The sequence below is a fragment of the Pseudomonas sp. D1-36 genome (assembly GCF_051132205.1).
GTDB lineage: Bacteria > Pseudomonadota > Gammaproteobacteria > Pseudomonadales > Pseudomonadaceae > Aquipseudomonas.
Genome location: NZ_CP071674.1, coordinates 197,760 through 223,516 on the forward strand (window position 1 = coordinate 197,760; position 25,757 = coordinate 223,516).

At 60.9% G+C, this 25,757-nt stretch carries 10 protein-coding genes and 1 pseudogene; 3 read left to right on the forward strand and 8 right to left on the reverse strand.

Annotated elements, in window-relative coordinates:
• Positions 1 to 86 precede the first annotated feature (86 nt).
• Positions 87 to 1,967 carry a methyl-accepting chemotaxis protein gene (locus tag J3P76_RS00940; protein ID WP_434608447.1) on the forward strand — a complete coding sequence of 627 codons (1,881 nt, stop codon included), beginning with the start codon at positions 87 to 89 and terminating at the stop codon, positions 1,965 to 1,967.
• A gap of 196 nt (positions 1,968 to 2,163) precedes the next feature.
• On the opposite strand, the gene J3P76_RS00945 is transcribed toward J3P76_RS00940, so the two are convergent.
• From J3P76_RS00945 to J3P76_RS00965, 5 genes are all read right to left on the reverse strand, one after another.
• Positions 2,164 to 2,628 (reverse strand): SRPBCC family protein, encoded by a 465-nt coding sequence (locus tag J3P76_RS00945; protein WP_434608445.1) that lies wholly within the window; start codon positions 2,626 to 2,628, stop codon positions 2,164 to 2,166.
• A 31-nt stretch (positions 2,629 to 2,659) separates the two neighbouring features.
• Positions 2,660 to 6,085: an amino acid adenylation domain-containing protein gene (locus tag J3P76_RS00950; RefSeq protein ID WP_434608443.1), complete on the reverse strand. Its 3,426-nt coding sequence runs from the start codon at positions 6,083 to 6,085 to the stop codon at positions 2,660 to 2,662.
• Between the two features lie 10 nt (positions 6,086 to 6,095).
• The gene (locus J3P76_RS00955; RefSeq protein WP_434608441.1) at positions 6,096 to 7,028 is read right to left on the reverse strand and encodes a diiron oxygenase; all 933 of its coding nucleotides are present in this window, start codon (positions 7,026 to 7,028) and stop codon (positions 6,096 to 6,098) included.
• Positions 7,025 to 7,801, reverse strand: coding sequence for a DUF3050 domain-containing protein (locus J3P76_RS00960; protein ID WP_434608439.1), 777 nt, complete (start codon positions 7,799 to 7,801; stop codon positions 7,025 to 7,027). Before J3P76_RS00960 ends, J3P76_RS00955 begins: the two co-directional genes overlap by 4 nt.
• 698 nt (positions 7,802 to 8,499) lie before the next feature.
• Positions 8,500 to 9,180 carry a GntR family transcriptional regulator gene (locus J3P76_RS00965; RefSeq protein WP_434561302.1) on the reverse strand — a complete coding sequence of 227 codons (681 nt, stop codon included), beginning with the start codon at positions 9,178 to 9,180 and terminating at the stop codon, positions 8,500 to 8,502.
• Positions 9,181 to 9,451: 271 nt separating this feature from the next.
• Here J3P76_RS00965 and lapG point away from each other — a divergent pair, with 271 nt between their 5' ends.
• Complete coding sequence (gene lapG / locus J3P76_RS00970) at positions 9,452 to 10,072, forward strand: cysteine protease LapG (protein WP_434611685.1); 621 nt, start codon at positions 9,452 to 9,454, stop codon at positions 10,070 to 10,072.
• Between the two features lie 14 nt (positions 10,073 to 10,086).
• Positions 10,087 to 12,033, forward strand: a complete 1,947-nt coding sequence (lapD, locus tag J3P76_RS00975) for a cyclic di-GMP receptor LapD (protein WP_434561300.1) — start codon at positions 10,087 to 10,089, stop codon at positions 12,031 to 12,033.
• A gap of 683 nt (positions 12,034 to 12,716) precedes the next feature.
• Here lapD and J3P76_RS00980 read toward each other — a convergent pair.
• From J3P76_RS00980 to J3P76_RS00990, 3 genes and pseudogenes are all read right to left on the reverse strand, one after another.
• Positions 12,717 to 12,815: pseudogene (locus J3P76_RS00980) on the reverse strand (nucleoid-structuring protein H-NS); the annotation flags it as partial.
• A 704-nt stretch (positions 12,816 to 13,519) separates the two neighbouring features.
• Positions 13,520 to 13,858: a hypothetical protein gene (locus J3P76_RS00985; protein ID WP_014335964.1), complete on the reverse strand. Its 339-nt coding sequence runs from the start codon at positions 13,856 to 13,858 to the stop codon at positions 13,520 to 13,522.
• 120 nt (positions 13,859 to 13,978) lie between these two features.
• The gene (locus tag J3P76_RS00990; RefSeq protein ID WP_434701408.1) at positions 13,979 to 25,486 is read right to left on the reverse strand and encodes a retention module-containing protein; all 11,508 of its coding nucleotides are present in this window, start codon (positions 25,484 to 25,486) and stop codon (positions 13,979 to 13,981) included.
• Between the last annotated feature and the right edge of the window lie 271 nt (positions 25,487 to 25,757).

Consider the following 25,757-nt stretch of genomic DNA (forward strand, 5'->3'; position numbering starts at 1 on the left):
TGGAGCGGATCCAATCTCCAGCTCTTGCGGCTACATGGAACTGCCAACCGGAATGCACCCCCATCCCCTGCATAAGAAGTCCCTCCATGAATCTTAAGTTCAGCCACAAAATCCTCTTGGCCGCCTCTGGTGTGGTGGTGTTGGCTTTTGCCCTGTTCACGCTCTACAACGATTACCTGCAACGCAATACCATCGGTCGCAGCCTGGAATCCTCCATCGAGCAATCCGGTGACCTGACGGCCAGCAGCATCCAGAACTGGATGAGCGGGCGGGTGCTGGTGTTGGAAAACCTGGCTCAGAACATCGCACACCAAGGGGCGAGCGCCGATTTGCCTGGGCTCGTGGACCAGCCGGCGTTGACCTCGAACTTCCAGTTCACCTACGTGGGCCAGAACACCGGCGTGTTCACTCAACGACCTGACGCGAAGATGCCCGACGGTTACGACCCGCGTCAGCGCCCTTGGTACAAACAGGCCGTGGCCGCCGATAAAACCATGCTGACCCCACCCTACGCGGCGGCAGTGGGCGGCCTGGTGGTGACCATTGCCCTGCCGGTCAAGCACAACGGTGAATTGTTGGGCGTGGTGGGTGGTGACCTGAGCCTGGAAACCCTCGTGAAAATCATCAACTCCGTGGACTTTGGCGGGATCGGTCATGCGTTTTTGGTCAGTGGCGACGGCCAGGTCATCGTCAGCCCGGACAAAGACCATGTAATGAAAAACCTCAAGGACATCTACCCCGGCACCCCTGTGCGTATCGGCAAGGGCATCCAGGAAGTTGAGCTGAACGGGGAGGACCGCATCCTTTCGTTCACCCCGGTGGCAGGTTTGCCGGGCGCCGAGTGGTATATCGGCCTGTCGATCGACAAGGCCAAGGCCTACGCACCGCTGAGCCATTTCCGTACGTCTGCGTTGATTGCGATGTTCATTGCAGTGGCTGCGATTGCGTTGCTGCTGAGTCTGCTCATCCAGGTGTTGATGCGCCCGCTCACCACCATGGGCCGCGCCATGCAGGACATCGCCCAGGGTGAAGGCGACCTGACCCGGCGCCTCGTGGTGCAGGGCAAGGACGAATTCGCGGTATTGGGAGGGTCGTTCAACCAGTTCGTGGAACGTATCCACGCGTCGATCGCCGAAGTGTCTTCCGCCACGCGTCAGGTGCATGACCTGTCGCAACGGGTGATGACATCTTCCAACGCCTCCCTGGTTGGATCGGATGAGCAGAGCGCGCGCACCAATAGCGTGGCCGCCGCGATCAATCAGTTGGGCGCCGCGACCCAGGAAATCGCCCGTAACGCCGCCGATGCCTCGCAACACGCCAGTGGCGCCAGCGAGCAAGCGGACGATGGTCGTCAGGTGGTGGAAAAAACCATCCAGGCCATGACCGAGCTGTCACAGAAAATCAGCCTGTCGTGCACCCAGATCGAAACCCTGAACGCCAGCACCGACAACATCGGGCACATCCTGGACGTGATCAAGGGCATCTCCCAGCAAACCAACTTGCTAGCCTTGAACGCCGCCATCGAAGCGGCCCGTGCCGGTGAAGCCGGACGTGGTTTTGCGGTGGTGGCCGATGAAGTGCGCAACCTGGCGCACCGCACCCAGGAGTCGGCTGAAGAGATTCACAAGATGATCACCTCGCTGCAAGTCGGCTCCCGTGAAGCGGTGACCACGATGAACGCGAGCCAGGCTTCCAGCGAGGAGAGCGTGGAAGTGGCGAACCAGGCCGGCTTGCGCTTGGTCAGCGTGACCCAGCGCATCGGCGAAATCGACGGCATGAACCAATCCGTGGCCGCCGCGACCGAGCAACAGACAGCCGTGGTGGAGACCCTCAACATGGACGTCACGCACATCAATACGTTGAACCAGCAAAGCGTCGCCAACCTCAACGAAACCCTGAAGGATTGCGATGCCTTGTCGCAGCAGGCCAATCGATTGAAGCAACTGGTGGACAGCTTCAAGATCTGACGGACCCGATCCCCCGTGGCGAGGGAGCTTGCTCCCGCTGGCCTGCGCAGCAGGCCCCTGCAAGCCTGCAGGCGGACCGCGTTGGCTGGCTTTACGCCTGCTGCGCAGCCGAGCGGGAGCAAGCTCCCTCGCCACGGGTGTGGGTTGTCTGGGCTGATGCCATCGCGAGCAGGCTCGCTCCCACAGGGTTTTTTGGTCAGGCGAACATCTTCACCACATTTCCCATCGCCTCATCGGCGAACCCTTGCAGGAAATCCCTGAACCCTTCCCGTGTGTGCACCTCGGTGTGGTCGGCGATGATGGTCCAGGTGGCGCGGCAGCGGCTGTCTCCCAGGGGCTCGACGCGCATCGCCGCCCAGAGGTTGTCGATGCCGAGGGTGTTGTAGATCAGCGTCCAGGTCATGTGCATGGCCTGGTCATCGCGGCTGTTGAGTTGCTCCACCACCAGGTTTTGTCCGTCGCGGAAGAATTTCTTGCGCAGCGAACGCACGCCGTCGCCAGTCATTTCGATGTATTCAAGGGCTGGAATAAAGCGGTTGAACCCGCCGAAGTCGCCCACCACTTCCCAGACGCGCGCGGCGTCGGCGGGCACTTGCACCGAGGTTTCGACATGGCAGGCTTGAGGGTTCTTGATCAGGGTGTCGGGTTGAAAAGCACTCATGGTCTTGCTCCTTGCGTGGTGTTGGGTTGCTTCAGATGAAATCGATGGCCTTGAGGTAATCAGCACCGCGGCGCAGCAGGGCCGGGGACTTTTCCGGGTAACGGGTGCCCATCTGCCTCACGCCGGACCGGGCGTTGTCATGGCGGATCAGGGAGATGTCGCCGATGTCCTCTTCGAAGCCGTTGAGGTAGAAACCCAGCACGCCGAACAGCGCGTTGTCGGTATCGACCCGCGCCAGCTGCTGTTGCCAGTCCGCGACACTGACCAGCGCGAATTCCCGGCCACTGTCGCGGAACGACGCCACATAGGCGTCCCAGCTCAAGGGTTCGGGGTTGTGCAGGTTGAACACGGCCTGGTTGGGTTGGTAACGGCTGGCGTGGAAGGCGATGAAACGGGCCAGGAAGTCCACCGGCATCAGGTCGAAATTGAGCGACAGATCCGGCACCTGGCCGAGCTGGATCGATCCCTTGAGCATCAGCATCAAGCGGTTCTTGTGGGGCTGGCAGACCCCGGTCTGGCTGTTGAAGCTGATGTTGCCGGGACGGAACAGATTGACCCGGACGCCAAGGTCCCGGGCCCGTTGCAGAATCCGCTCGCCGACCCATTTGGACAGGTTGTAGCCATTCTTGATGTAGATCGGCGGTGTCCTTGCTGCTGGCTGCTCCAGCACCTGCCCATTAGCGTCCAGGGTGCTGGAGGCCGACAGCGTCGAGACGAAGTTGAAGATTTTCTTGCTGCGCCCTTCGCACAGCCGCAGGCATTCGAAGATGGGCTCGACGTTGTCCCGCGCCAGGGACTCGTAGTCGAGCACGTGATTGACATGGGCGGCGTTGTGCACCAACGCGCCGAACGTGCTGTCGATCCGCTGGTAGGTGTCGTCCGGCAAGCCCAGTTGTGGCTGGGTGATGTCGGCGGCGTAGACGCTGACACGGCTCAGGTCCAGATGCTCCAGGCGATTTTCCCGCAGGGCCTGGGCGAACCGCTGGGCCGCGCTTTGCCCGCCGGATTCACGCACCAGGCACGCCACTTCCGTGGCCCCCCACGCCAGCAACGCTTCGACGATATGCACGCCGAGAAAACTGTTGGCGCCGGTCACGACCACTTTATGCACATCACCGCTCTGGCTGATGGGCAGTGGAGCGAGGTTGAGTTCGGCTTCGGCGTCGATGAAAGCCTGGGGGCTCAGCGAGGGTGCATCGCTCTGGTCGGGGGCATCGAGCAACTTCGCCAAGGTGATCAGCGTCGGTGCTTCAATGAAGCGGTTGATCGACAGGCTGCGACCGAACGTCTGCCTGAGACTCAACAGCAGCTGCGAAAGCAGGATCGAATGCCCGCCAAGGTTGAAAAAACTCTCGTCGGTGGCGATGTCCTCGGCTGGCAACTGCAGCAGCTCGGCCCATAGCTGTCGGAGCTGGGTTTGCAATGCATTTTGTGGCTGGCGCCCTTGAGCTCCTGCCTGGACCGATCCCGCCGACGCCAGCAATGCCCGGCGATCGACCTTGCCGTTGCTGGTGTAAGGCAGGCTGGGCAGCTCTACATAGGCCGCCGGGTGCATGTAGCTCGGCAGCGAATCCTGCACATGCTGGCGCAAGGCGTTGAGGGCCGCGCCGGGTCGATCGTCCACGGGGTTCGCCAGGAACGCCAGGATCCGCCGGCGCTCGTCGACCCCCACCGCCACCTGGCGAAACACTTGGCTGTCGCGCAGGCAATGCTCGATCTCCTCGGGCTCGACCCGAAAGCCGCGGATCTTGACCTGGTTGTCGCGGCGGCCGCACAGCTCGATCCCGTCGTCGGTCCACTGGCCGATATCCCCCGTGCGATAGACCCGCAGCGCTTGCTCGTTGGGCAGCGTCAGGTCGAGATAACGGCTGCTGGTCAGCACTGGATCGTTCAGGTACCCCAGGCCGACTCCAGGCCCTGCGATGTACAGCTCGCCGGGTGTGCCCTGGGGCACCGGTTGCAAATGTTCGTCGAGGATGAGCACGCGGGCATTGCCGATGGGTATACCGAGGTTGCGGTTGTTATCGCCCACGGCGAATTGCCGCGTGGTGGCCAATACCGTGGTTTCCGTCGGGCCGTAGATATTGTGAAACCGGCACTGCGGCGCCAGTCGCTCGATCACGTACGGCTCGCAGACGTCCCCGCCAGTGATCAGGTGCACCAGCCCCAATGACGCCTCCAGCGGCATGACGCTCAACAGCGCGGGCGGCAGGAAGGCATGGCTGACGCGCTGTTCACGCATCAACGACTCCAGTCGCTGCGGGTCGCGGCGCTGATCCTCGCTGGGCACCACCAGCACTCCGCCTTGGATGAAGGTCGGCAAGATGTCCAGCAACGATGCGTCGAAGTTGATGGTGGAAAACTGCAACGCTCGGCTGTCGCGCCGCAGCTCGACATGATCTGCGTACCAGGCGCAGAAATGGCTGAGGTTGCGGTGGCTGAGCAGGACCCCCTTGGGCTGGCCGGTGGTGCCGGAGGTGTAGATCGCCACGGCTGGTTCGTCGGCATTCACCACGCGGCGAATCGTCGAGGCCGGGAAGCCAGGCTTGGACGAAGATAGCCGATGGACATTCAGCATCGGCGTCGGGCTATCGCCCAGGTCGCTGTCGCCATCGTGCAACAAGAGATCGGCCTTGGCGTTGTCGAGGATGAACCGCCGGCGTTGCGCCGGGTGTTGCGGGTCCAGCGGCAGGTACACCGCCCCGCACCCCAGCACCGCAAGAATTGCAGCATACAGCTGCGCGGATTTGGGCAGGCACACGGCGATCACCCGTGGATGATCGGTTGCTCTTCCCAGGCTTGCCGTTATGGCCTCCTGCAACCGCAACACCCAATTGCGCAAGGTCCTGTAGTCGATGAGCTGACCCTCGACCCACAGGGCAGGCTGCGATGCGTCGTCGAGCATGCGCTGCTCGATGCTGTGCATGACAGGCATTTTTGCAGCCGCCAGCAGCCAAGGTACGGCGGGCCGGTTAAGGCAGTGTTTGAAGGCCAGCGGCTCCAACGCATCGAGCCCGTGCTCGGGTTGGTCGATGGGCTCGTGCGGGGCCGTCGGCCACTGATCGAAACCGTGCTCATCGCGTGACAGATGACTGACCAGCCGTGCGCCGTGCTCGACGATTGCCGTTATTGCCTGCTGGCGCAGCGACTGGCCGTTGCCGTCGCTCGGCGTGGTGATCACTTCGTGGACCAGCAGTCGCTGCGCTGCGTCACGGAAAAACACCACCGGCCGCGGCAATGCCTGGCCGGGCGCTTCCTGGAATGCCACGCGCAGCCGGAGCTCAACACCAGCCTCGATGGTCCCTGGCGCCGTACCATCGTCGATCAACAGGTCGATCGCGCGGTCGCCGGCCGGTGATTGTGGACCCACGACGGCGTGGCCGTGTCGTTCAAGTTCCCGGGCCAGTTCGGCCAGGGCCTGGCTGTGGCCAGACATTGCGATTTCGAGGCGTCTCATCGGAAGGTCCTCATGGGGTCAGGTAGTCGGCCAGGGCATCGCGCACGCAGGCTGACGCCAGCATCGAGCTGCCGCGGAAGAACCGCGTGATGTTGCCCACCAACGGGTGAAAACGGTTGATGGGATAAGCCAGCGCCCGGGCGTCTTCGCGCAGCGACTGGCGTGCCGATTCGTCGATCGGCAAGTGGTTGATCAGCTCGAAATCGAACGCCTGCTGCAGGTCGCTCGCCAGGTAATCGGCGATGAAACCGGGCATCAGCCGCGCAATCATCTCGCGGTCCTCTTCGGGCGCGGCGCGCCAGTAAATCTGTACCAGCCGCGTCCAGAAACCGGAGTGGCGTCCCTCATCCTGCAGGTGATCGGCCATGAGCCCCTTGATCGAGGCCTTGACCGAGTCGTCCCGGGCAAAGGCTGCCACTTCGTTGGTCACGGTGTTTTCGGCGATGGCGATGCAGACCAACTCCACGGCGCTGAGCAGATGCTCCGGTGTTCGCGCCAGCGTGGCCGGAATGGCACGGCTGAGCTCGATCTGCTGGGGCAACGGGATCGGTGCGATGCCGGTCATGTCGATGGTTTGCTGCATGAAGTCCATCGCCACCAGCGCGTGGTAGTCCTCGTCCACCACCACGGTCATCGCGTCATAGCGACAGGCGAACGGAAACTCGATGCCAAAGCGGTTCTTGGCGATGCGCCGGGCGGTGTGATCCACCAGCTCGGTCTCGAAAATCACCACGTCGTTGATGAACTTGTAGAGACTCTGCACCAGGACAAAATCACGCAATTGCGGGCAATGGGTCAGGAAGGTCTGGCTGTGCACCATGGGTTGGCGGCTCATGGGAAAGATCAGCTTGTCGTCATCCTCGACCCGGCGCCGTGGCCGGGTACGGATCGTCGCCCGGCTTTCCCAGGCGTCGGCGAATGATTGGTATTGAATGGCGTTCATGGCGTCACCTGCGCAACCGGCTGGGTCATGCTCAGGCGCAGGCCATCCCACAAGGCTGTGCGGCTGTGGACGGCAGCGAGGGCAGCGGCGAGGACCTCGCGCTCGCGCTGCGGGTCGCCATCGATCAGCCGCGCCAGCAATTTTTCCGCCGCCGGGCCGTGGTCTTCGGAGTCCACCTCGATATGGCGTTGCAGGTAATAACGAAACGTCGGTGCCTGATCCAGGCCGATACCCCAGGCGTCCAGCATCCGCTGGAACATCTGCGGGATGACGCTTTCGCGCCCATGCACGAACGCGGCGGCCACGCTGTGGGCCGGGGCGTGCAGGGCGGTGTGCAGGGTCTGGCGCACGAAGCGCGCGGCGGCCGGTTCTACCTCGACGCTGTCCAGCGCGGTTTCGGGGCTGACGCCTTCTTGCTGCAGGGCGATGAATTGTTCAATCGCCTGGGTGTCCGCGCCTACCTCGCGCATGGCGTCCAGATACAGTTCGAAATGGCTGCAATAACCGGCACCAGGACGGTCGTCGGATTCTTCTCCCAGAACGATTTCGTTGATCAGACGCGCGGCATGGGGGTCGGCGGGTGGCAGCCACGGCAGTTGGATGCAGGTCAGTTCCCTTTGCAGCCGCTTGGTCAGGGACATGAAGTCCCACACGGCGAAAACGTGGCTTTCCATAAAACGGCGCAACAGGTCGATTGATGTTATTTCGGAAAAAACCGGGTGTTCACCAAGTTCGTGTTTTTTCAGAGATAGTTGTTCTTTGGTTGGCTGCATTGGAACGTCCTCATCAATATTGTTTGTCCGGAAAGTTGCTCGCCTGTTTTTGTCGGGGCGAGCGAGTGCGCGAACCGGAATCCATGTTCACTTGGAACTTTTAACTGATACCTGCTTGTGGCTGTGTGGCTTGCTACAGGCGCATCTCATGGTGCCTGTGGGCGTCGAAAGCAACTCGACGAGTAAAAAATTAGTACAAGTTTCAAACGCTTCGCAAGTTATTTTTTTAATATTTAAAGTGGCGTTTTTATTGGGCGCGAAGAGGGTGGTTAAAACTTTGTTTATAAGTTTTATTGGCGCGAAGTTGCTCCTTCCGATTTATAGCGATCAGAATCGAATGGTTCGAGTGAATGCCTCACTCGGAGCACTTCAGGGACAAAGGAAAGTAAGAAGTTGATGTTTTATGGGCGGGAACCCGGTCGGACCTCCAGGTCATCCCCGCCAGTTGGGCGGCGCTCCTTGCGTGATGGCTTCGATTCGCCTGGCTATTGCCGGACGCTGACTTCTTCAGGTCTGTTTTCGAACCGATAAACGCAAGAGTGAGCCCAAATCGACGGCAGTTCCATTGAACTGATGCAGCGACGCATCGCGGCCACGGTCAAGCCGCGCTCTGCTGGCAATCTCGGGTGTAGGAAGGATGTGTAAGAAAGTGCTACGCCGGCCAGGTGGCCGGCGCTGGGGATGGGGCTGCGGTCCGGCTATTGCTTCAGGTACAGGCGCATGGTGGCCGAGGCTTTCTCGAGGTGCTCTTCAAGCAGATGAACCGCTTGGTCGATGTCTTTGGCTACCGCCGCGGCGAGTATCGCGCGATGGTCACACTGGGTGAGCTCACCCAAACCCATGGTCGAAAGGTGAAAGCGCAGGAAACGTTCTTCTTCATTGAGCTCATGTTCGATCAGGTCCAACAGCTTGGCGTTGGGCGCCTTATGGTAAAGCGACATGTGGAATAGACGGTTGAGCTTGGCGATCTGCGCATAATCAACTTGGCCTTCCAATTGCTCGATGTATTCGGCGGCCATGGCCAGGTCATTGTCGTCTAGCAGGGGAATGGACAAGCGCAGGGCGAAGGCTTCGAGGACCGACCGCAAGGCGTAGGTTTCGACTGCATTGCTGGTAATCAGCGGGGCTACCACCGCGCCCTTGTGCTGGACCACGTTGAGCAATGACTGCGCTTCGAGCTGGCGCAACGCTTCGCGTACCGGCATGCGGCTGACACCGAACAGGTCTGCCAATTCCTGCTGGCGCAACGCTGTGCCGCTTGGCAGTCGCCCGTCGAGAATGGCTTCGCGCAAAGCGCTTTCAATGATTGCGCGGGCCTGGGCAGCGGGGATGGGCCCGTTGACCTGAATAGTGCTGAGTGGTTTGGGCTTCTGTGTCACGACAACACCTGACTGTAGTCACAATGATTGGATCCAAGGCAACATTAGTTACAGAATGCCAAGCCGTCAAAATCTCGCGGCCTCGGTTCCTGAACTAAAGTTTAGACTGCTTGCGGTGATTGCAACCTGCCATTGTTTTTTGCCGGTCCAGGCTGCACCATCCAACGAATTTTTCCAACGGCCCTTTTCGGACGTATTTCCCTTGGCTGCACCTTCCCCGGTCCTCAGGTCCTTGCGCTGGCTGTGTTCGGCATTTTTGCTGGCAGGCCTGATGCTGGGCGGCCTGCGAGCCGACTGGGACTTTGCGCAGATAAGCCGGCGGGCGCAAGCGTTATATGGACCGCTGGGCGACGGGCAGCAGCGGATCGACGCGTGGCAGCAGTTGCTGGCAACCCAGAAGCAGATTCCTGAGCTTGCACAGCTCAAGGTGGTGAACCTGTTCTTCAACAAACAGGTGCGCTACGTGGAAGACCTCGATTTGTGGCATGAGACCGATTATTGGGAAACCCCGATCCAGGCCCTGTGGAAGGGCGCGGGCGATTGCGAGGACTACGCCATCGCCAAGTATTTCAGCCTGCGCCATCTAGGGGTTTCCAGTGACAAGCTGCGCATCACCTACGTCAAGGCGTTGCGGCAGAACCGCGCGCACATGGTGCTGACGTATTACGCCACCCCCGATGCCATGCCGCTGGTACTCGATAGCCTGATCGACGGCATCCAGCCGGCCAGCCAGCGAACCGACTTGCTGCCGGTCTACTCTTTCAATGCCGAAGGGCTGTGGCTGTCAGGCAAGGGCAACAAGAAAGTGGGCGACACCAAGCGCCTGTCCCGGTGGCAGGATGTGTTGAAGAAAATGCAGGCCGAAGGTTTCCCGGTCGAGACGACTAACTAGGAGCACGCGCTCAGATGTCTTTGTTCAAACAGCTGTTGATCGCTATCTGTCTGTTCCTGGTGGTTGCCTTCAGCGGCAGCTTCATGGTCAGCCTGGAGAGTTCGCGGACCCAGTACGTCAATCAGCTGCGTTCCCATGCCCAGGACGCGGCCACGGCGCTGGCGCTGTCGTTGACGCCGAACATCGACGACCCGGCGATGGTCGAGCTGATGGTCAGTTCGATCTTCGACAGCGGCTACTACGCCAGCATCCGCGTGGTCGACGTGACAAACGACAAGACCCTGGCCGAGCGCACCGGCACCCCGGATGCCGGCAATGTACCGCAGTGGTTTATCAAGCTCATCGGCCTTGAGCCGGCCGGCGGCGATGCGATTGTCAGCCGCGGTTGGGAACAGGCGGCGCGGGTCGAAGTGGTCAGCCACCCGATGTTCGCCCTCGCCAAGCTGTGGCAGAGCGCGCTGGGCAGTCTGGGCTGGTTGTTGCTGTGCGGCGCCGTGAGCGCGGTGCTGGGAGCCTTGCTGCTGCGTCGCCAGCTCAAGCCGCTGGACTACATGGTTCACCAGTCCCACGCCATCGCCCGACGTGAGTTTTTGAGCCTGCCGGAGCTGCCGCGCACACCTGAATTGCGGCGTGTGGTCCAGGCGATGAACCAGATGGTCGAGAAGCTCAAGGCGCTGTTCCAGGAACAGGCCGAGCGCAGTGAAAAACTGCGGGTGGAGTCCTATCAGGACAACCTCACGGGGCTGGCCAATCGACGGTATTTCGAGATGCAGTTGCATGCGCGGGTGAGCAACCCGGAACAGGCCAGTTCCGGTTATCTGTTGTTGTTGCGGGTCAAGGACCTCGCCGGTCTGAACCAGCGGCTGGGCGGGCAGCGCACCGATCAGTTGCTCAAAGCCGTGGGCGAGCAGTTGTCGCGTGAGTGCGCTCGCTACCCGGAAACCCATAATCTGGTGACGCGGATACGCGGTGGGGAGTTCGCGGTGCTGGCACCCGGGCTGGTGCGCGAGGAGGCGCTGCAGCTGGCGCAGAATCTGGAAGGCGCGCTGGCGAGTTTGCACGCCACCGGCGCGACCGACGTGGCATCGGTGGCGTCCATCGGGCTCGCTCCGTTCGTTCATGGCGACTCGCCGCAGGCAGTGCTCCAGCTTGGCGACCAGGCACTGGCCCAGGCCGAAAGCCAGGGCGAACCCGGCTGGGCCTGCCTGGAGCATAGCGCGTCCGCCAGCGTGGGCGATGATCACCACGCCTGGCACCAACTGCTCGATCAGGCCTTGGGCAATCAACGCTTCGAACTGTACTTCCAGCCGGTGGTAGCGGCTCAGGACACCCAGGTCGTGCTGCACTACAAAGTGCTGTCGCGGCTGCTTGACGACCAAGGCCAGACCATCCCCGCCGGACGCTTCCTGCCTTGGCTGGAGCGCTTCGGCTGGACCGCGCGCCTGGACCGCTTGATGCTCGAACAGGTGCTCAAGCAGATGGCCGGGCACGAACAATCCCTGGCGCTCAACCTGTCTTCCGCGACCCTGGCCGATCCTCAGGCGTTGAACAAGGTCTTTGAAATCCTGCGGGCTCACTCCAGCCTTGGGCCGCGCCTGACCTTGGAGATTGGTGAAGAGCAACTGCCCGAGCAAGCGGTGTTGGAGCAGTTGACCCGGCAGTTGCGCGAGCTTGGTTTTTCCTTGAGCCTGCAGCGCTTTGGTGGGCGGTTCAGCATGATTGGCAACCTGTCGCGGCTGGGGTTGGCCTATCTGAAGATTGACGGTAGCTACATTCGTGCGATCGACCAGGAAAGTGACAAGCGTTTGTTCATCGAGGCCATCCAGCGTGCTGCTCACAGTATCGACCTGCCGTTGATTGCTGAGCGGGTGGAGACGGAAGGGGAGTTGGCGGTGATTCGTGAGATGGGGTTGTTTGGGGTTCAGGGGCAGTTGGTGGGTGAGCCTAAGCGTTGGGGGTGAGGATTGCTTGGTGAGGCGGGATATGCCCTTGTGAATGCGTACATATCCATTTCTTCGGTAACGGCTACTTAGGGTTCCGCCCTTACGGCGGCTTACTTTTTTTCAGACGCCAAAAAAAGTAAGCAAAAAAGGCTTGGCCCCACCACTCGGTGCCTCGCCTAGGCTCGGCATGCCCTCACTCCGGCATTGCTCCGTGGGCCCGCCGCGAAGGGCCATCCATGGCCCAACGCGGCTATCCCGGCATCCATGCCGGGATACCCACTACGCAATGCCTGCGTTCGGCCATCGTGGTTAACGGGGCCTGGCAGATCAAAAGCAAAAGCAAAAGCAAAGCAAAGCAAAGCAAAGCAAAGCAAAGCAAAGCAAAGCAAAGCAAAGCAAAGCGAAAGCGAGGCGGCGGTATGGCCGACCTGGGTCTCCTGGTCGTACTCCAATTGTGGGAGCGAGCCTGCTCGCGAAGGCGGAGGGTCAGTTTCCGCTGATGTTGAATGTGCTGGCGTCATCGCGAGCAAGCTCGCTCCCACAGGTTTTTGGGTTGTGTGTAAGGTTGTGAACACCTGCAAACCCATGTGGGAACGAGCCTGATCGCGATAGCGGAGGTTCATCTAAATAAGTGCCGAGATGCTCCTGCTCCTGCTCCTGCTCCTGCTCCTGCTCCTGCTTTGGATCTTGATCTTGATCTTGATCTTGATCTGGAAGGCCCCGTTAACCACGATGGCCGAACGCAGGCCTTGCGCAGTGGGTACCTCGGCATGGATGCCGAGGTAGCCGCGCTGGGCCATGGATGGCCCTTCGCGGCGGCCCACGGAGCAATGCCGGAGTGAGGGCACACCGAGCCTAGGCGAGGTGCCGAGTGGTGGGGCGGAGCGTTTTTGGTTACTTTTTTGGCGTCTGAAAAAAGTAACCCGCTGTAAGAGCGGAACCGCCAGCAGCCGTTACCGCAGCAACGGATATGCCCCCTCAATTAACGTCCTAGGAGATTTCCTTCGAGTTGAAGCGAACTCGGTGAATTTGTCCGGCGGCTGTCTCGTGGCTAGTCTGAGTTTGTCATCGAAAAAACGGTGACACTGGCGGCAAGCCGGTTAAAAGACGACGCGCAAGCGCTTTATGGCGGTTGTGGGTCGCGCCGGAGGAGCGGGCGATGGATCGGCTGAAGTGCAAGAGCCAGCCTGACAGCCTCGTAATAAACCGAAGACCGCTATCGCGAGCAGGCTCGCTCCCACACTGGATCTGTGTCGAGCCGGAATATAAAGGGTCAACACTGATCTACCGTGGGAGCGAGCCTGCTCGCGATAGCGTCAGCCCAGACACCAAAAAATTCGTGGCGAGGGAGCTTGCTCCCGCTCGGCTGCGCAGCAGTCGTAAAACCTGCCAACACGGTTTCGCATATAGACGGGCTGGGGCATGCTTCGCAGGCCAGCGGGAGCAAGCGCCCTCGCCACAGGTTCGGTGTGCTGCAGGCAATGGCGCCAGCCTTGGTGGCAGGCTAGATCAACCCCTTCTCATCGTCATCGATCAACCGACTCAACCCACCCAGCGCTTCACGGGCCTGGTTGCGGTCCATCAGCTTGGCCTGGGCAGCTGGTGGCAGGTCGGTGACGCGGATGACGCCTTTGCTGGTCAGCACCTGGATCAAGTCATCGAGTACCCGGATCATCTCCAGGTCGCTTTGCTTGAGTTGCTTGAGGCTGTTTTCTACCGCCTGGTTGGCGAACCAGTCCTGGATCTCATGGTTGTCGGCCGGCAAGGTCTCGGTGGCCTCGGCGTAAGCGGTGGCTTCCACGCGCACCAGCAGGCCTTGTGCATCGCGTTGCACATAAAACATCGGGCATCCCTCATGTATGAAGCGGCGTCATGCTGGGCAGCATAGGCCAACTGGGGGGAGTATGAACACTTATCCCATGGCGAGGGAGCCAGCTCCCTCGCCACAGGATGTGTGTCAGCCTCAGCTGTTGTTGTGATCGATCTTGATGGTCGGATCACTGCCGGCGATCAGCGAGTTCAGGTTGATGTTCGACCAGTTGTTGCCTTCCAGCTTGATCGTCACGTCTGGCGTCGCCGCCGCACCGTTGGCCGCGTTGAACTGGCCGGTGGTGCTGACTTGCAAGGAGGACACGCCATCGACCGTGCTGATTTTCAGGAAGTGGTCGATGGTGCTGCCGGTTTCGCCCTGCAACAGGTCCCGCAGGTCGATCCGGTCACCGTCGCCGGCCTTGAAGTCCTTGATCACGTCATTGCCGGTGTCGCCGGCTTTCCAGACAAACGTGTCGCCGCCCAGGCCACCGATCAGGGTGTCGTTGCCCGTGCCGCCAATCAGGGTATCGGCACCGCTGCCGCCGAGCAGGATGTCATTGCCCTTACCACCGTCCAGCAAGTCCTTGCCGCCCTGACCGAAGATGATGTCGTTGCCGGCACCGCCCAGCAGGGTGTCGTTGCCGTCATGTGCGCCGGACACATCGAACGCGGTGTAGTGTTCGGTGATGTACTGGTGCACGTTGCTGGTGGTGACCTTGCTGACGTCCGCGCCGCTTTGTTGGGCGACAAACGATTGGATGGCCTGGTAACCCTCGCCGGCGATGCCGTTGAAACTCACCAGGTCGCCGAACAGGATGTCGTTGCCGTCCGCGCCGTTGACCGTATCGGCTCCCGGCATCGTCGCTTCGGTGTGGCCGATGATCGAGTTGGCCAGGTCCTTGGGGTCGATGTTGGTTTGCGGCTTGCCGTCCGAGTCGTAGGGCTTGAGGTCGTTCAGCGTCACGCTGTTGTTCAGGCCGATGGCTTCAACGTTGCTCAAGCCTTTGAGCAGGGTGAAGCTGGCCGTTGAGCTGACTGCTGCCGAGGCGTCGCCCCACCAGCCGCCGTCCAGTTTGGAGAACTCGAACGTGCCGTTGCCCTCGGCATGCACCGTGCCGACGTAGTCTTCATTCCAATTCTTGCCGTTCTTGATCGACAGGAACATGTCCCCATTTTCGTCGATGATGAATTTGTGTGTGCTGTCGATCGTCTGGGTGTAGTACTTGCCAACGGTGTAGTTGGCCGCGCTCAGGACGTCGTCGAGCTTGACGGTGCCGTACAACACTGGGTTCGTCTCTTCGCCGGACTGGTAGCGCGTTGGCTCACCGTCGGTGATGAAGTACGTCAGGTTCTTCGCACCGGTATTACTCAGGGCTTGGGTGCTGTTGAAGAAGTTTGCGGTGGTCTTGAACACATCTTCATAGTTGGTATTGCCGCCGGACACCATCGAGTCGAGTACGCTCTTGAGCAGTGTCAGCGCGTTCGGGTCGTTGAGGTTGACCGCAACGTTTTTGTTGACCTGATTATCGAAGTCCGCCAGGAAAATATTTACCGTCCCGGAGTTGCTGCCCATGCTCTGCTTGAGCGTGTTGAACACCTGGGTCAGCGAGTTCTTCGCGGCGGTAACGGAAGACGAGCTCATGCTGCCGGAGCTGTCGACCATGAACGCGATGTTGTAGTTGACGCCCGGCACCACGGTCAGGCCGCCGATGTCGGCGACCACGATGTCGTTGCCGTCGGTGCCGGTGACGTTGTCACTGCCGGAAGTGGCTGTCGCAGCGTTGTAGACCGCCGGATGCACCGTCACCGGGATTTGTGCCGTGGTCGTCGCCGACCCGCCGAGGGTTTCGGTGGAGGTCGACGTCACTGTCAGGTTGATCTGGCCGTTGAAATAGGTCGGCGGCGTCAGGTTGAGGCTGCCAAGGTTCCAGCCGGTAACCGAGGCTTCGCCGTTGGCTCCCACGGTTGCGGTGTGACCCGCGCCGTCACTCAGGACGCTGCCTTCAGGCATGCCGCCGATCTTCACGCTCAAGCTTTCGGAACCGTCGGTGTCGGTCAGGGCGGTGGTGATCTTCGACAGGTTCACGCTGCCGCCTTCGGCGCCTTCGTTGAGCTTGAAGCCGTCGTAGTAGCCTTCGCCATTGGTGCCGTGCAGGTCGGAAACGGACACGCCAGCGTTCGTCAGGTCGGCGACGCCGGTATAGAGCGGTATGCCGGCGCTGCTCAGGTCCACGGGCGTGCTGCCGTTGACCGACAGGTTCACGTCATAGCTGCCCGGGCCGGTCTGGTTGTGGTGGTAGATGTCCAGGGTGTAGTAGCCGCTGGTGGTCGGGGTGAACGAACCATTGAGCTTGCCACCGGCGCCCCAGGTAATGCCCGCCACGTCCTTGCCACCAATGGTCACCAGCAGGCTGTCATCGCCGGTGCCGCTGAAGGTATAGATCTTGCCGGCTTCCAGGAAAATCAGCCCCGAGGTCTTCGACGCGGTGCCCGGATTGACGTTGCCGTCGTTCTGCACGTTGCTCACGTTGGTGCTGCTGTTCGGCGTGCCGGCGGCATCGATCACTGACTTGAGCGTGCCCGACGGCGCGCCGTTGCCATCGGTGCCCAGGCCCGACAGCCCGGTCCAGACTTCCTTGATCAGGCCGGTGGAGGTCACGTTGTTGCCGGCTACGTTGAGGGTCGGCGCGTCGGCGGTTGGCGTGATGTCGATCTTCACGGTGCCGGTGTTGCCCAGGGCCTGGCCGTCGGTTGGCTGGAATTTGATCTGCGCGTAGTCAGCCTGCTTGTTGCCCACGCCGCTGCCGCCATAACCATTGGCACCGGATTCGTTGGCATCCGGGGTGAAGCGCAACTTGCCGGCGTCGATGTCGGCCTTGGTGAAGGTCTGGTTGTTGGCAACGTTCTTCCAGGTCGCGCCATCTAGGTACTGCAACTTGCCATCGCCTGGCAACCCGGTGATTTTCACGCCCTGGCTGGCGGCGGAGCTGTCCACGTCGCTGACGCCGAAGGTCGACCAGCCGAGGACCAGCGAAGTGTCCTCGGTACCGGTCACCGAACCACCGGCGGCCACCGGTGCATCGTTGACGCCGACCACGTTTACCGTGGTAGTGGCGGTGTTGGAGTAGCTTGCGCCGTCGGTCACCGTCACGGTGATGACGCGCGGTACGCTGCTCGGGTCTTCGCTGTTGTTGATGAAGCTGATGTTCTTGATCTGCTGCATATAATCGGCCAGCGTCGCATTGCCCGTCAGCGTCAGGACGACCTTGCCGTCGGTGCTGTTGGCGTTGATGCTGATGCCGTTGACGCTATTGCCCAGGTTCAGATGATCGCCAGGCTGACGGTTGGTCAGCACAATGGTGGCGCCGGTCAGCATGGTGCTGTCCGGATCGGTGATCTTCAGGTCGGTATCGCCAATCGACACGCCTGGGCCGGTGGTGCCTTCGGTGAAGGTCACCTGGTAATCGGCACCGGTCTTGCCACTGGAGTTGTTGGCATCCAGGTCGAGCACCGGCGCCGCATCGTTGTCGATGATCGAGGTGCTGACACTGCCGTTGGTCCCGCTGACCGCCAGATGCTCGAAGTTACCGCCGGTGGCGGAGTCGATCTTGACCACGAAGTTTTCCGTGCCTTCGGTGATCTTGTCGTCCAGGGTTGCCACGTTGAAGTTGGCGCTGGTGGCATTGGCCGGGATCTTCACGGTGTAAACGCCCGTGAAGTCCGAGCCGTCGGCGGCAGTGCCGCTGTAGACGATCTTCACCGTCACCTCGGTTTGCGCCGGGTTCGTCAGGCTGACGGTATAGGTAGCCGCCTGGCCTTCGGTGACCGATGAGCTGCCGGTGATGCTGACAGTGGTGTTGTCGACGGTGTCGCCTACAGCAGTCGATGCGCCAGTCTTATCAACGACGATGGCTTCCAGATTGCCACCGGATGCAGATTTGATCGACTCGGTAATGGACGGCGCACCGGTATAGACATCGTTACCGACCGCGACATTGAGCACGCCAGAGCTTGCGCCGGCTGCGATGGTGATTGTCTTACCGCTTTCGAGCGTGACCGTTACAGGACCATTTTGCGCGGTAACGGGCTTGCCATCGGCACCGGTCAGGGTAGCGGTGTAAGTGATCGTGCCGTTTTCGTTCACGGTTGGGTTAGCGGTCAGCGTCACGGTGGTGGTGTCGTTGACGTCGCTGACCACGGTGCTGACTGGCGTGGTGTTAGGCGCAATGGCTTCCAGGTTGCCGCCGGATGCCGAGGCAATCGATTCAGTAACCGTCGTTGGGCCTTGGTAGACGTCGTTGCCCACTGCCACATCCAACACACCCGAGCTTGCGCCGGCTGCGATGGTGATGGTTTTACCACTGTCCAAGGTCACGGTAACCGGACCATTTTGCGCAGTGACCGGCTTGCCATCGGCACCCGTCAGCGTGGCGGTATAAGTGATCGTGCCGTTTTCGTTCACGGTCGGGTTAGCGGTCAACGTCACAGCGGTCGTGTCGTTGACGTCGCTGACGATAGTGCTGACCGGAGCGGTGTTAGGTGCGATGGCTTCCAGGTTGCCGCCGGATGCCGAGGCAATCGATTCAGTAACCGTCGTTGGACCTTGGTAGACGTCGTTGCCCACTGCCACATCCAATACGCCCGAGCTTGCGCCCGCTGCGATGGTGATCATCTTACCGCTTTCGAGCGTGACCGTTACAGGACCGTTCTGGGCAGTGACGGGTTTGCCATCGGCACCCGTCAGCGTGGCGGTATAAGTGATCGTGCCGTTTTCGTTCACGGTCGGATTCGCGGTCAGCGTCACGGTGGTCGTGTCGTTGACGTCGCTGACCACAGTGCTGACTGGCGTGGTGTTCGGTGCGATGGCTTCGAGGTTGCCGCCGGATGCCGAGGCAATCGATTCAGTAACCGTCGTAGGGCCTTGATAAACGTCGTTGCCGACCGCCACATCCAACACACCCGAGCTTGCACCGGCTGCGATGGTGATGGTCTTGCCGCTTTCGAGCGTGACCGTTACAGGACCATTTTGCGCGGTAACGGGCTTGCCATCGGCACCGGTCAAGGTCGCGGTGTAGGTGATCGTGCCGTTTTCGTTCACGGTTGGGTTGGCGGTCAGCGTCACGGTAGTGGTGTCGTTGACATCGCTGACGATAGTGCTGACCGGAGCGGTGTTCGGTGCGATGGCTTCGAGGTTGCCACCGGATGCCGAGGCAATCGATTCGGTAACCGTCGTTGGACCTTGGTAGACGTCGTTGCCAACCGCTACATCCAACACACCCGAGCTTGCACCGGCTGCGATGGTGATGGTTTTACCACTGTCCAAGGTCACGGTAACCGGACCATTCTGCGCAGTGACCGGCTTTCCATCGGCACCGGTCAGGGTAGCGGTGTAGGTGATCGTGCCGTTTTCGTTCACGGTCGGGTTAGCGGTCAGCGTCACGGTGGTCGTGTCGTTAACGTCGCTGACCACGGTGCTGACTGGCGTCGTGTTCGGCGCGATGGCTTCGAGGTTGCCACCTGTTGCATCTTTGATCGACTCGGTGACAGTGGTAGGGCCCTGGTACACGTCGTTGCCGACCGCTACATCCAATACGCCCGAGCTTGCGCCCGCTGCGATGGTGATCGTCTTACCGCTTTCGAGCGTGACCGTTACAGGACCATTTTGCGCGGTAACGGGCTTGCCATCGGCACCCGTCAGCGTGGCGGTATAAGTGATCGTGCCGTTTTCGTTCACGGTCGGATTCGCGGTCAGCGTCACGGTAGTGGTGTCGTTGACATCGCTGACCACAGTGCTCACTGGCGTCGTGTTAGGCGCGATGGCTTCGAGGTTGCCACCGGTTGCATCTTTGATCGACTCGGTGACAGTGGTAGGGCCTTGGTAGACGTCGTTGCTAACCGCTACATCCAACACACCCGAGCTTGCACCGGCTGCGATGGTGATGGTTTTACCGCTGTCCAAGGTCACGGTAACTGGACCATTCTGGGCAGTGACCGGTTTGCCATCGGCACCGGTCAGCGTGGCGGTGTAAGTGATCGTGCCGTTTTCGTTCACGGTCGGATTCGCGGTCAGCGTCACGGTGGTCGTGTCGTTGACGTCGCTGACCACAGTGCTGACTGGCGTGGTGTTCGGTGCGATGGCTTCGAGGTTGCCGCCGGATGCCGAGGCAATCGATTCAGTAACCGTCGTAGGGCCTTGGTAGACGTCGTTGCCTACCGCCACATCCAACACACCCGAGCTTGCACCGGCTGCGATGGTGATGGTTTTACCACTGTCCAAGGTCACGGTAACTGGACCATTCTGGGCAGTGACCGGTTTGCCATCGGCACCGGTCAGCGTGGCGGTGTAAGTGATCGTGCCGTTTTCGTTCACGGTCGGATTTGCGGTCAGCGTCACAGTGGTCGTGTCGTTAACGTCGCTGACCACAGTGCTGACTGGCGTAGTGTTAGGTGCGATGGCTTCCAGGTTGCCGCCGGATGCGTCTTTGATCGACTCGGTGACGGTGGTTGGACCTTGGTAGACGTCGTTGCCGACCGCTACATCCAACACACCCGAGCTTGCGCCGGCTGCGATGGTGATTGTCTTACCACTGTCCAAGGTCACGGTAACCGGACCATTTTGCGCAGTGACCGGCTTGCCATCGGCACCGGTCAGGGTGGCGGTGTAAGTGATCGTGCCGTTTTCATTCACGGTCGGGTTAGCGGTCAGCGTCACGGTGGTCGTGTCGTTAACGTCGCTGACCACGGTGCTGACTGGCGTCGTGTTCGGCGCGATGGCTTCGAGGTTGCCGCCGGATGCGTCTTTGATCGACTCGGTGACGGTGGTTGGACCTTGGTAGACGTCGTTGCCGACCGCCACATCCAACACGCCTGAGCTTGCACCGGCTGCGATGGTGATGGTCTTGCCGCTTTCGAGCGTGACCGTTACAGGACCATTTTGCGCGGTAACGGGCTTGCCATCGGCACCGGTCAGGGTAGCGGTGTAGGTGATCGTGCCGTTTTCGTTCACGGTCGGGTTAGCGGTCAGCGTCACGGTGGTCGTGTCGTTAACGTCGCTGACCACGGTGCTCACTGGAGTCGTGTTCGGCGCGATGGCTTCGAGATTGCCGCCGGATGCGTCTTTGATCGACTCGGTGACAGTGGTAGGGCCTTGGTACACGTCGTTGCCGACCGCTACATCCAACACACCCGAGCTCGCGCCGGCTGCGATGGTGATGGTCTTACCGCTGTCCAGGGTCACGGTAACCGGACCATTTTGCGCGGTAACGGGCTTGCCATCGGCACCGGTCAAGGTGGCGGTATAAGTGATCGTGCCGTTTTCGTTCACGGTCGGATTCGCGGTCAGCGTCACGGTGGTCGTGTCGTTGACGTCGCTGACGATAGTGCTGACCGGAGCGGTGTTCGGCGCGATGGCTTCGAGGTTGCCACCGGATGCCGAGGCAATCGATTCAGTAACCGTCGTAGGGCCTTGGTACACGTCGTTGCCAACCGCTACATCCAACACACCCGAGCTTGCGCCCGCTGCGATGGTGATGGTTTTACCGCTTTCCAGCGTCACGGTAACCGGACCGTTCTGAGCAGTGACGGGTTTGCCATCGGCACCCGTCAGCGTGGCGGTGTAAGTGATCGTGCCGTTTTCGTTCACGGTCGGATTCGCGGTCAGCGTCACGGTGGTCGTGTCGTTGACGTCGCTGACCACAGTGCTGACTGGCGTGGTGTTCGGTGCGATGGCTTCGAGGTTGCCACCGGATGCGTCTTTGATCGACTCGGTGACGGTGGTTGGACCTTGGTACACGTCGTTGCCGACCGCTACATCCAACACACCCGAGCTTGCGCCCGCTGCGATGGTGATGGTCTTACCGCTGTCCAAGGTCACGGTGACCGGACCGTTCTGCGCAGTGACCGGTTTGCCATCGGCACCGGTCAGGGTGGCGGTGTAGGTGATCGTGCCGTTTTCGTTCACGGTCGGGTTAGCCGTCAGCGTCACGGTAGTCGTGTCGTTGACGTCGCTGACCACAGTGCTGACTGGCGTCGTGTTAGGCGCGATGGCTTCGAGGTTGCCGCCGGATGCCGAGGCAATCGATTCAGTAACCGTCGTTGGACCTTGGTAGACGTCGTTGCCCACTGCCACATCCAACACACCCGAGCTTGCGCCCGCTGCGATGGTGATCGTCTTACCGCTTTCGAGCGTGACCGTTACAGGACCGTTCTGCGCAGTGACTGGCTTGCCATCGGCGCCGGTAAGGGTGGCGGTGTAGGTGATCGTGCCGTTTTCGTTCACGGTCGGGTTAGCGGTCAGCGTCACGGTGGTGGTGTCGTTGACATCGCTGACCACAGTGCTGACTGGCGTGGTGTTCGGTGCGATAGCTTCGAGGTTGCCACCGGATGCGTCTTTGATCGACTCGGTGACGGTGGTTGGACCTTGGTACACGTCGTTGCCGACCGCTACATCCAACACACCCGAGCTTGCGCCCGCTGCGATGGTGATGGTCTTACCGCTGTCCAAGGTCACGGTGACCGGACCGTTCTGCGCAGTGACCGGTTTGCCATCGGCACCGGTCAGGGTGGCGGTGTAGGTGATCGTGCCGTTTTCGTTCACGGTCGGGTTAGCCGTCAGCGTCACAGTGGTTGTGTCGTTGACATCGCTGACCACGGTGCTCACTGGCGTCGTGTTAGGCGCGATGGCTTCGAGGTTGCCGCCGGATGCGTCTTTGATCGACTCGGTGACGGTGGTTGGGCCTTGGTAGACGTCGTTGCCGACCGCCACGTCCAACACGCCCGAACTTGCACCGGCTGCGATGGTAATCGTCTTGCCGCTTTCGAGCGTGACCGTTACAGGACCATTCTGGGCAGTGACGGGCTTGCCATCGGCACCGGTTAGGGTGGCGGTGTAAGTGATCGTGCCGTTTTCGTTCACGGTTGGGTTCGCGGTCAACGTCACGGTCGTCGTGTCGTTAACATCGCTGACCACAGTACTGACTGGCGTGGTGTTCGGTGCGATGGCTTCGAGGTTGCCGCCGGATGCCGAGGCAATCGATTCAGTAACCGTCGTAGGGCCTTGATAAACGTCGTTGCCGACCGCCACATCCAACACACCCGAGCTTGCACCGGCTGCGATGGTGATGGTTTTACCGCTTTCCAGCGTCACGGTAACCGGACCGTTCTGAGCAGTGACGGGTTTGCCATCGGCACCCGTCAGCGTGGCGGTATAAGTGATCGTGCCGTTTTCGTTCACGGTTGGGTTAGCGGTCAGCGTCACAGTGGTGGTGTCGTTGACGTCGCTGACCACGGTGCTGACTGGCGTGGTGTTAGGCGCAATGGCTTCCAGGTTGCCGCCGGATGCCGAGGCAATCGATTCAGTAACCGTCGTAGGGCCTTGGTAGACGTCGTTGCCGACCGCTACATCCAAGACACCCGAGCTCGCTCCGGCTGCGATAGTGATGGTTTTACCACTGTCCAAGGTCACGGTAACCGGACCATTTTGCGCAGTGACCGGCTTGCCATCGGCACCCGTCAGCGTGGCGGTGTAGGTGATCGTGCCGTTTTCATTCACGGTTGGGTTGGCGGTCAGCGTCACGGTGGTCGTGTCGTTAACGTCGCTGACGATAGTGCTGACCGGAGCGGTGTTCGGCGCGATGGCTTCGAGGTTGCCGCCGGATGCCGAGGCAATCGATTCAGTAACCGTCGTTGGGCCTTGGTAGACGTCGTTGCCCACTGCCACATCCAATACGCCCGAGCTTGCGCCCGCTGCGATGGTGATCGTCTTACCGCTTTCGAGCGTGACCGTTACAGGACCATTTTGCGCGGTAACGGGCTTGCCATCGGCACCGGTCAGGGTCGCGGTATAAGTGATCGTGCCGTTTTCATTCACGGTCGGGTTAGCGGTCAGCGTCACGGTGGTCGTGTCGTTAACGTCGCTGACCACGGTGCTCACTGGAGTCGTGTTCGGCGCGATGGCTTCGAGATTGCCGCCGGATGCGTCTTTGATCGACTCGGTGACAGTGGTAGGGCCTTGGTACACGTCGTTGCCGACCGCTACATCCAACACACCCGAGCTCGCGCCGGCTGCGATGGTGATGGTCTTGCCGCTGTCCAAGGTCACGGTGACCGGACCGTTCTGCGCAGTGACGGGCTTGCCATCGGCGCCCGTCAAGGTGGCGGTGTAGGTGATCGTGCCGTTTTCATTCACGGTTGGGTTAGCGGTCAGCGTCACGGTAGTGGTGTCGTTGACATCGCTGACCACGGTGCTGACTGGCGTCGTGTTAGGCGCGATGGCTTCCAGGTTGCCGCCGGATGCGTCTTTGATCGACTCGGTGACGGTGGTTGGGCCTTGGTAGACGTCGTTGCCCACTGCCACATCCAACACACCCGAGCTCGCGCCGGCTGCAATAGTGATGGTTTTACCACTGTCCAAGGTCACGGTAACCGGACCATTCTGGGCAGTGATCGGCTTTCCATCGGCACCCGTCAAGGTAGCGGTGTAAGTGATCGTGCCGTTTTCATTCACGGTTGGGTTGGCGGTCAGCGTCACGGTGGTGGTGTCAAGCGAATCAGTGATCGTCGTGACCGCAGGCGCCGTATTCGGAACCAGGTTCTCGAAGTTACCCCCAGTTGCGCCAGTAATGGTGGTGCTGACAGTACTGCCATTGTTGTAGACATCGTTCGGCGGGGTATCGACAGCGACGGTGCCGGTGGTCTGGCCGGCGGCAATGGTGATGACCGAGCCGTTGCTCAAGGTCACGGTCACTGGCGTCTGGGCCGGATTGGTCAGCGTGGCGGTGTAAGTGATCTGACCGCCTTCGGTAACGGTGTCGCCTGCGCTCAGGGTGACGGTGGTGGTGTCGACGGTGTCGGTGATCTGGGTAACGGCGGGCGTGGTGGGTACGGTCACGGCGATGCCGCTGCCGCCGGTGGTGCCGGTGACAGTCACGCTGATCTGGCTTGGGTCGTTATAGACCGTGTCGTTCGGCGCGAGCGGCACATTGACGCTGCCGGTCAGTTGTCCGGCTGGAATGACGATGACTGCACCGTTGGACAAGGTCACGGTCAGGTTGGTCAGCGGCGCCTGGGTGACGGTCGCGGTGTAGACCAGCACGCCGCCGGCCTCGGTCAGGGTCGGCGTGGCGCTCAGCGTCATGGTCGCATTGAGCACGGCGTTGGCGGTCGTATCGGCAGTGGTGTCACCACCCAGGATGTTGTCATCGGTGGCGGCAGCCGCGGCGAGTCCTTCCGTGGGAAAACCGATTGTCGGATCGACGCTGCCAGCCGTGGCATCCAGTACGACGAAGCTGTGGCCACCACCGGCCGCACCGCCCGTGCCAGCAGCGGTTGGGCCGGCAGCGGTGGCTTCCAGGGCGGTCGTCGGGTCGACGCCCGCGGCGATGGCTTGTTGCAGTTCGTCTACCGAGGGCGCGGCTTGGGCGGCGGCCTGTTCCAGATCAGTGGAGGAGTCCGCAGCATTGGCGCTCCATTGGGTGTCCCGGCCCAGGTCCAGCGAGCGGCCATCGGCCAGCTCCAATGTGACGGCACCGGCAGGGCCGGTGTCCAACTGGTCGCCCACGTTAAGGCGGTCGCCTTCAATGAGTACGCGCCGAATACCCTCGGGGGATACGGCGAAAACCTGACCAACAATGCTTTTGACGACGGCAATAACACTGCTCATTGAAGACTCTCCGGGTACCACGTTCAGTAGACTTCCATGGACCCGACAGCCTCGTTGGCCGTAGCGGTCTGGACGTACATGCTCACTAAGGGATAATGTTTTGACGCTTTAAATTTGACGGTTTATTGGCGGCAACTGCGGAAGGTTTTTGTTGCTGCCAAACTATTGACCTTCTGCCGGCCATCCTAAACAATCGCTTCTGTAATGTCACATTGATATTTAAGCGGCGACCTGTTCTTTCAGTGCGTGTTCCAACCCCTGTTTTGAACTT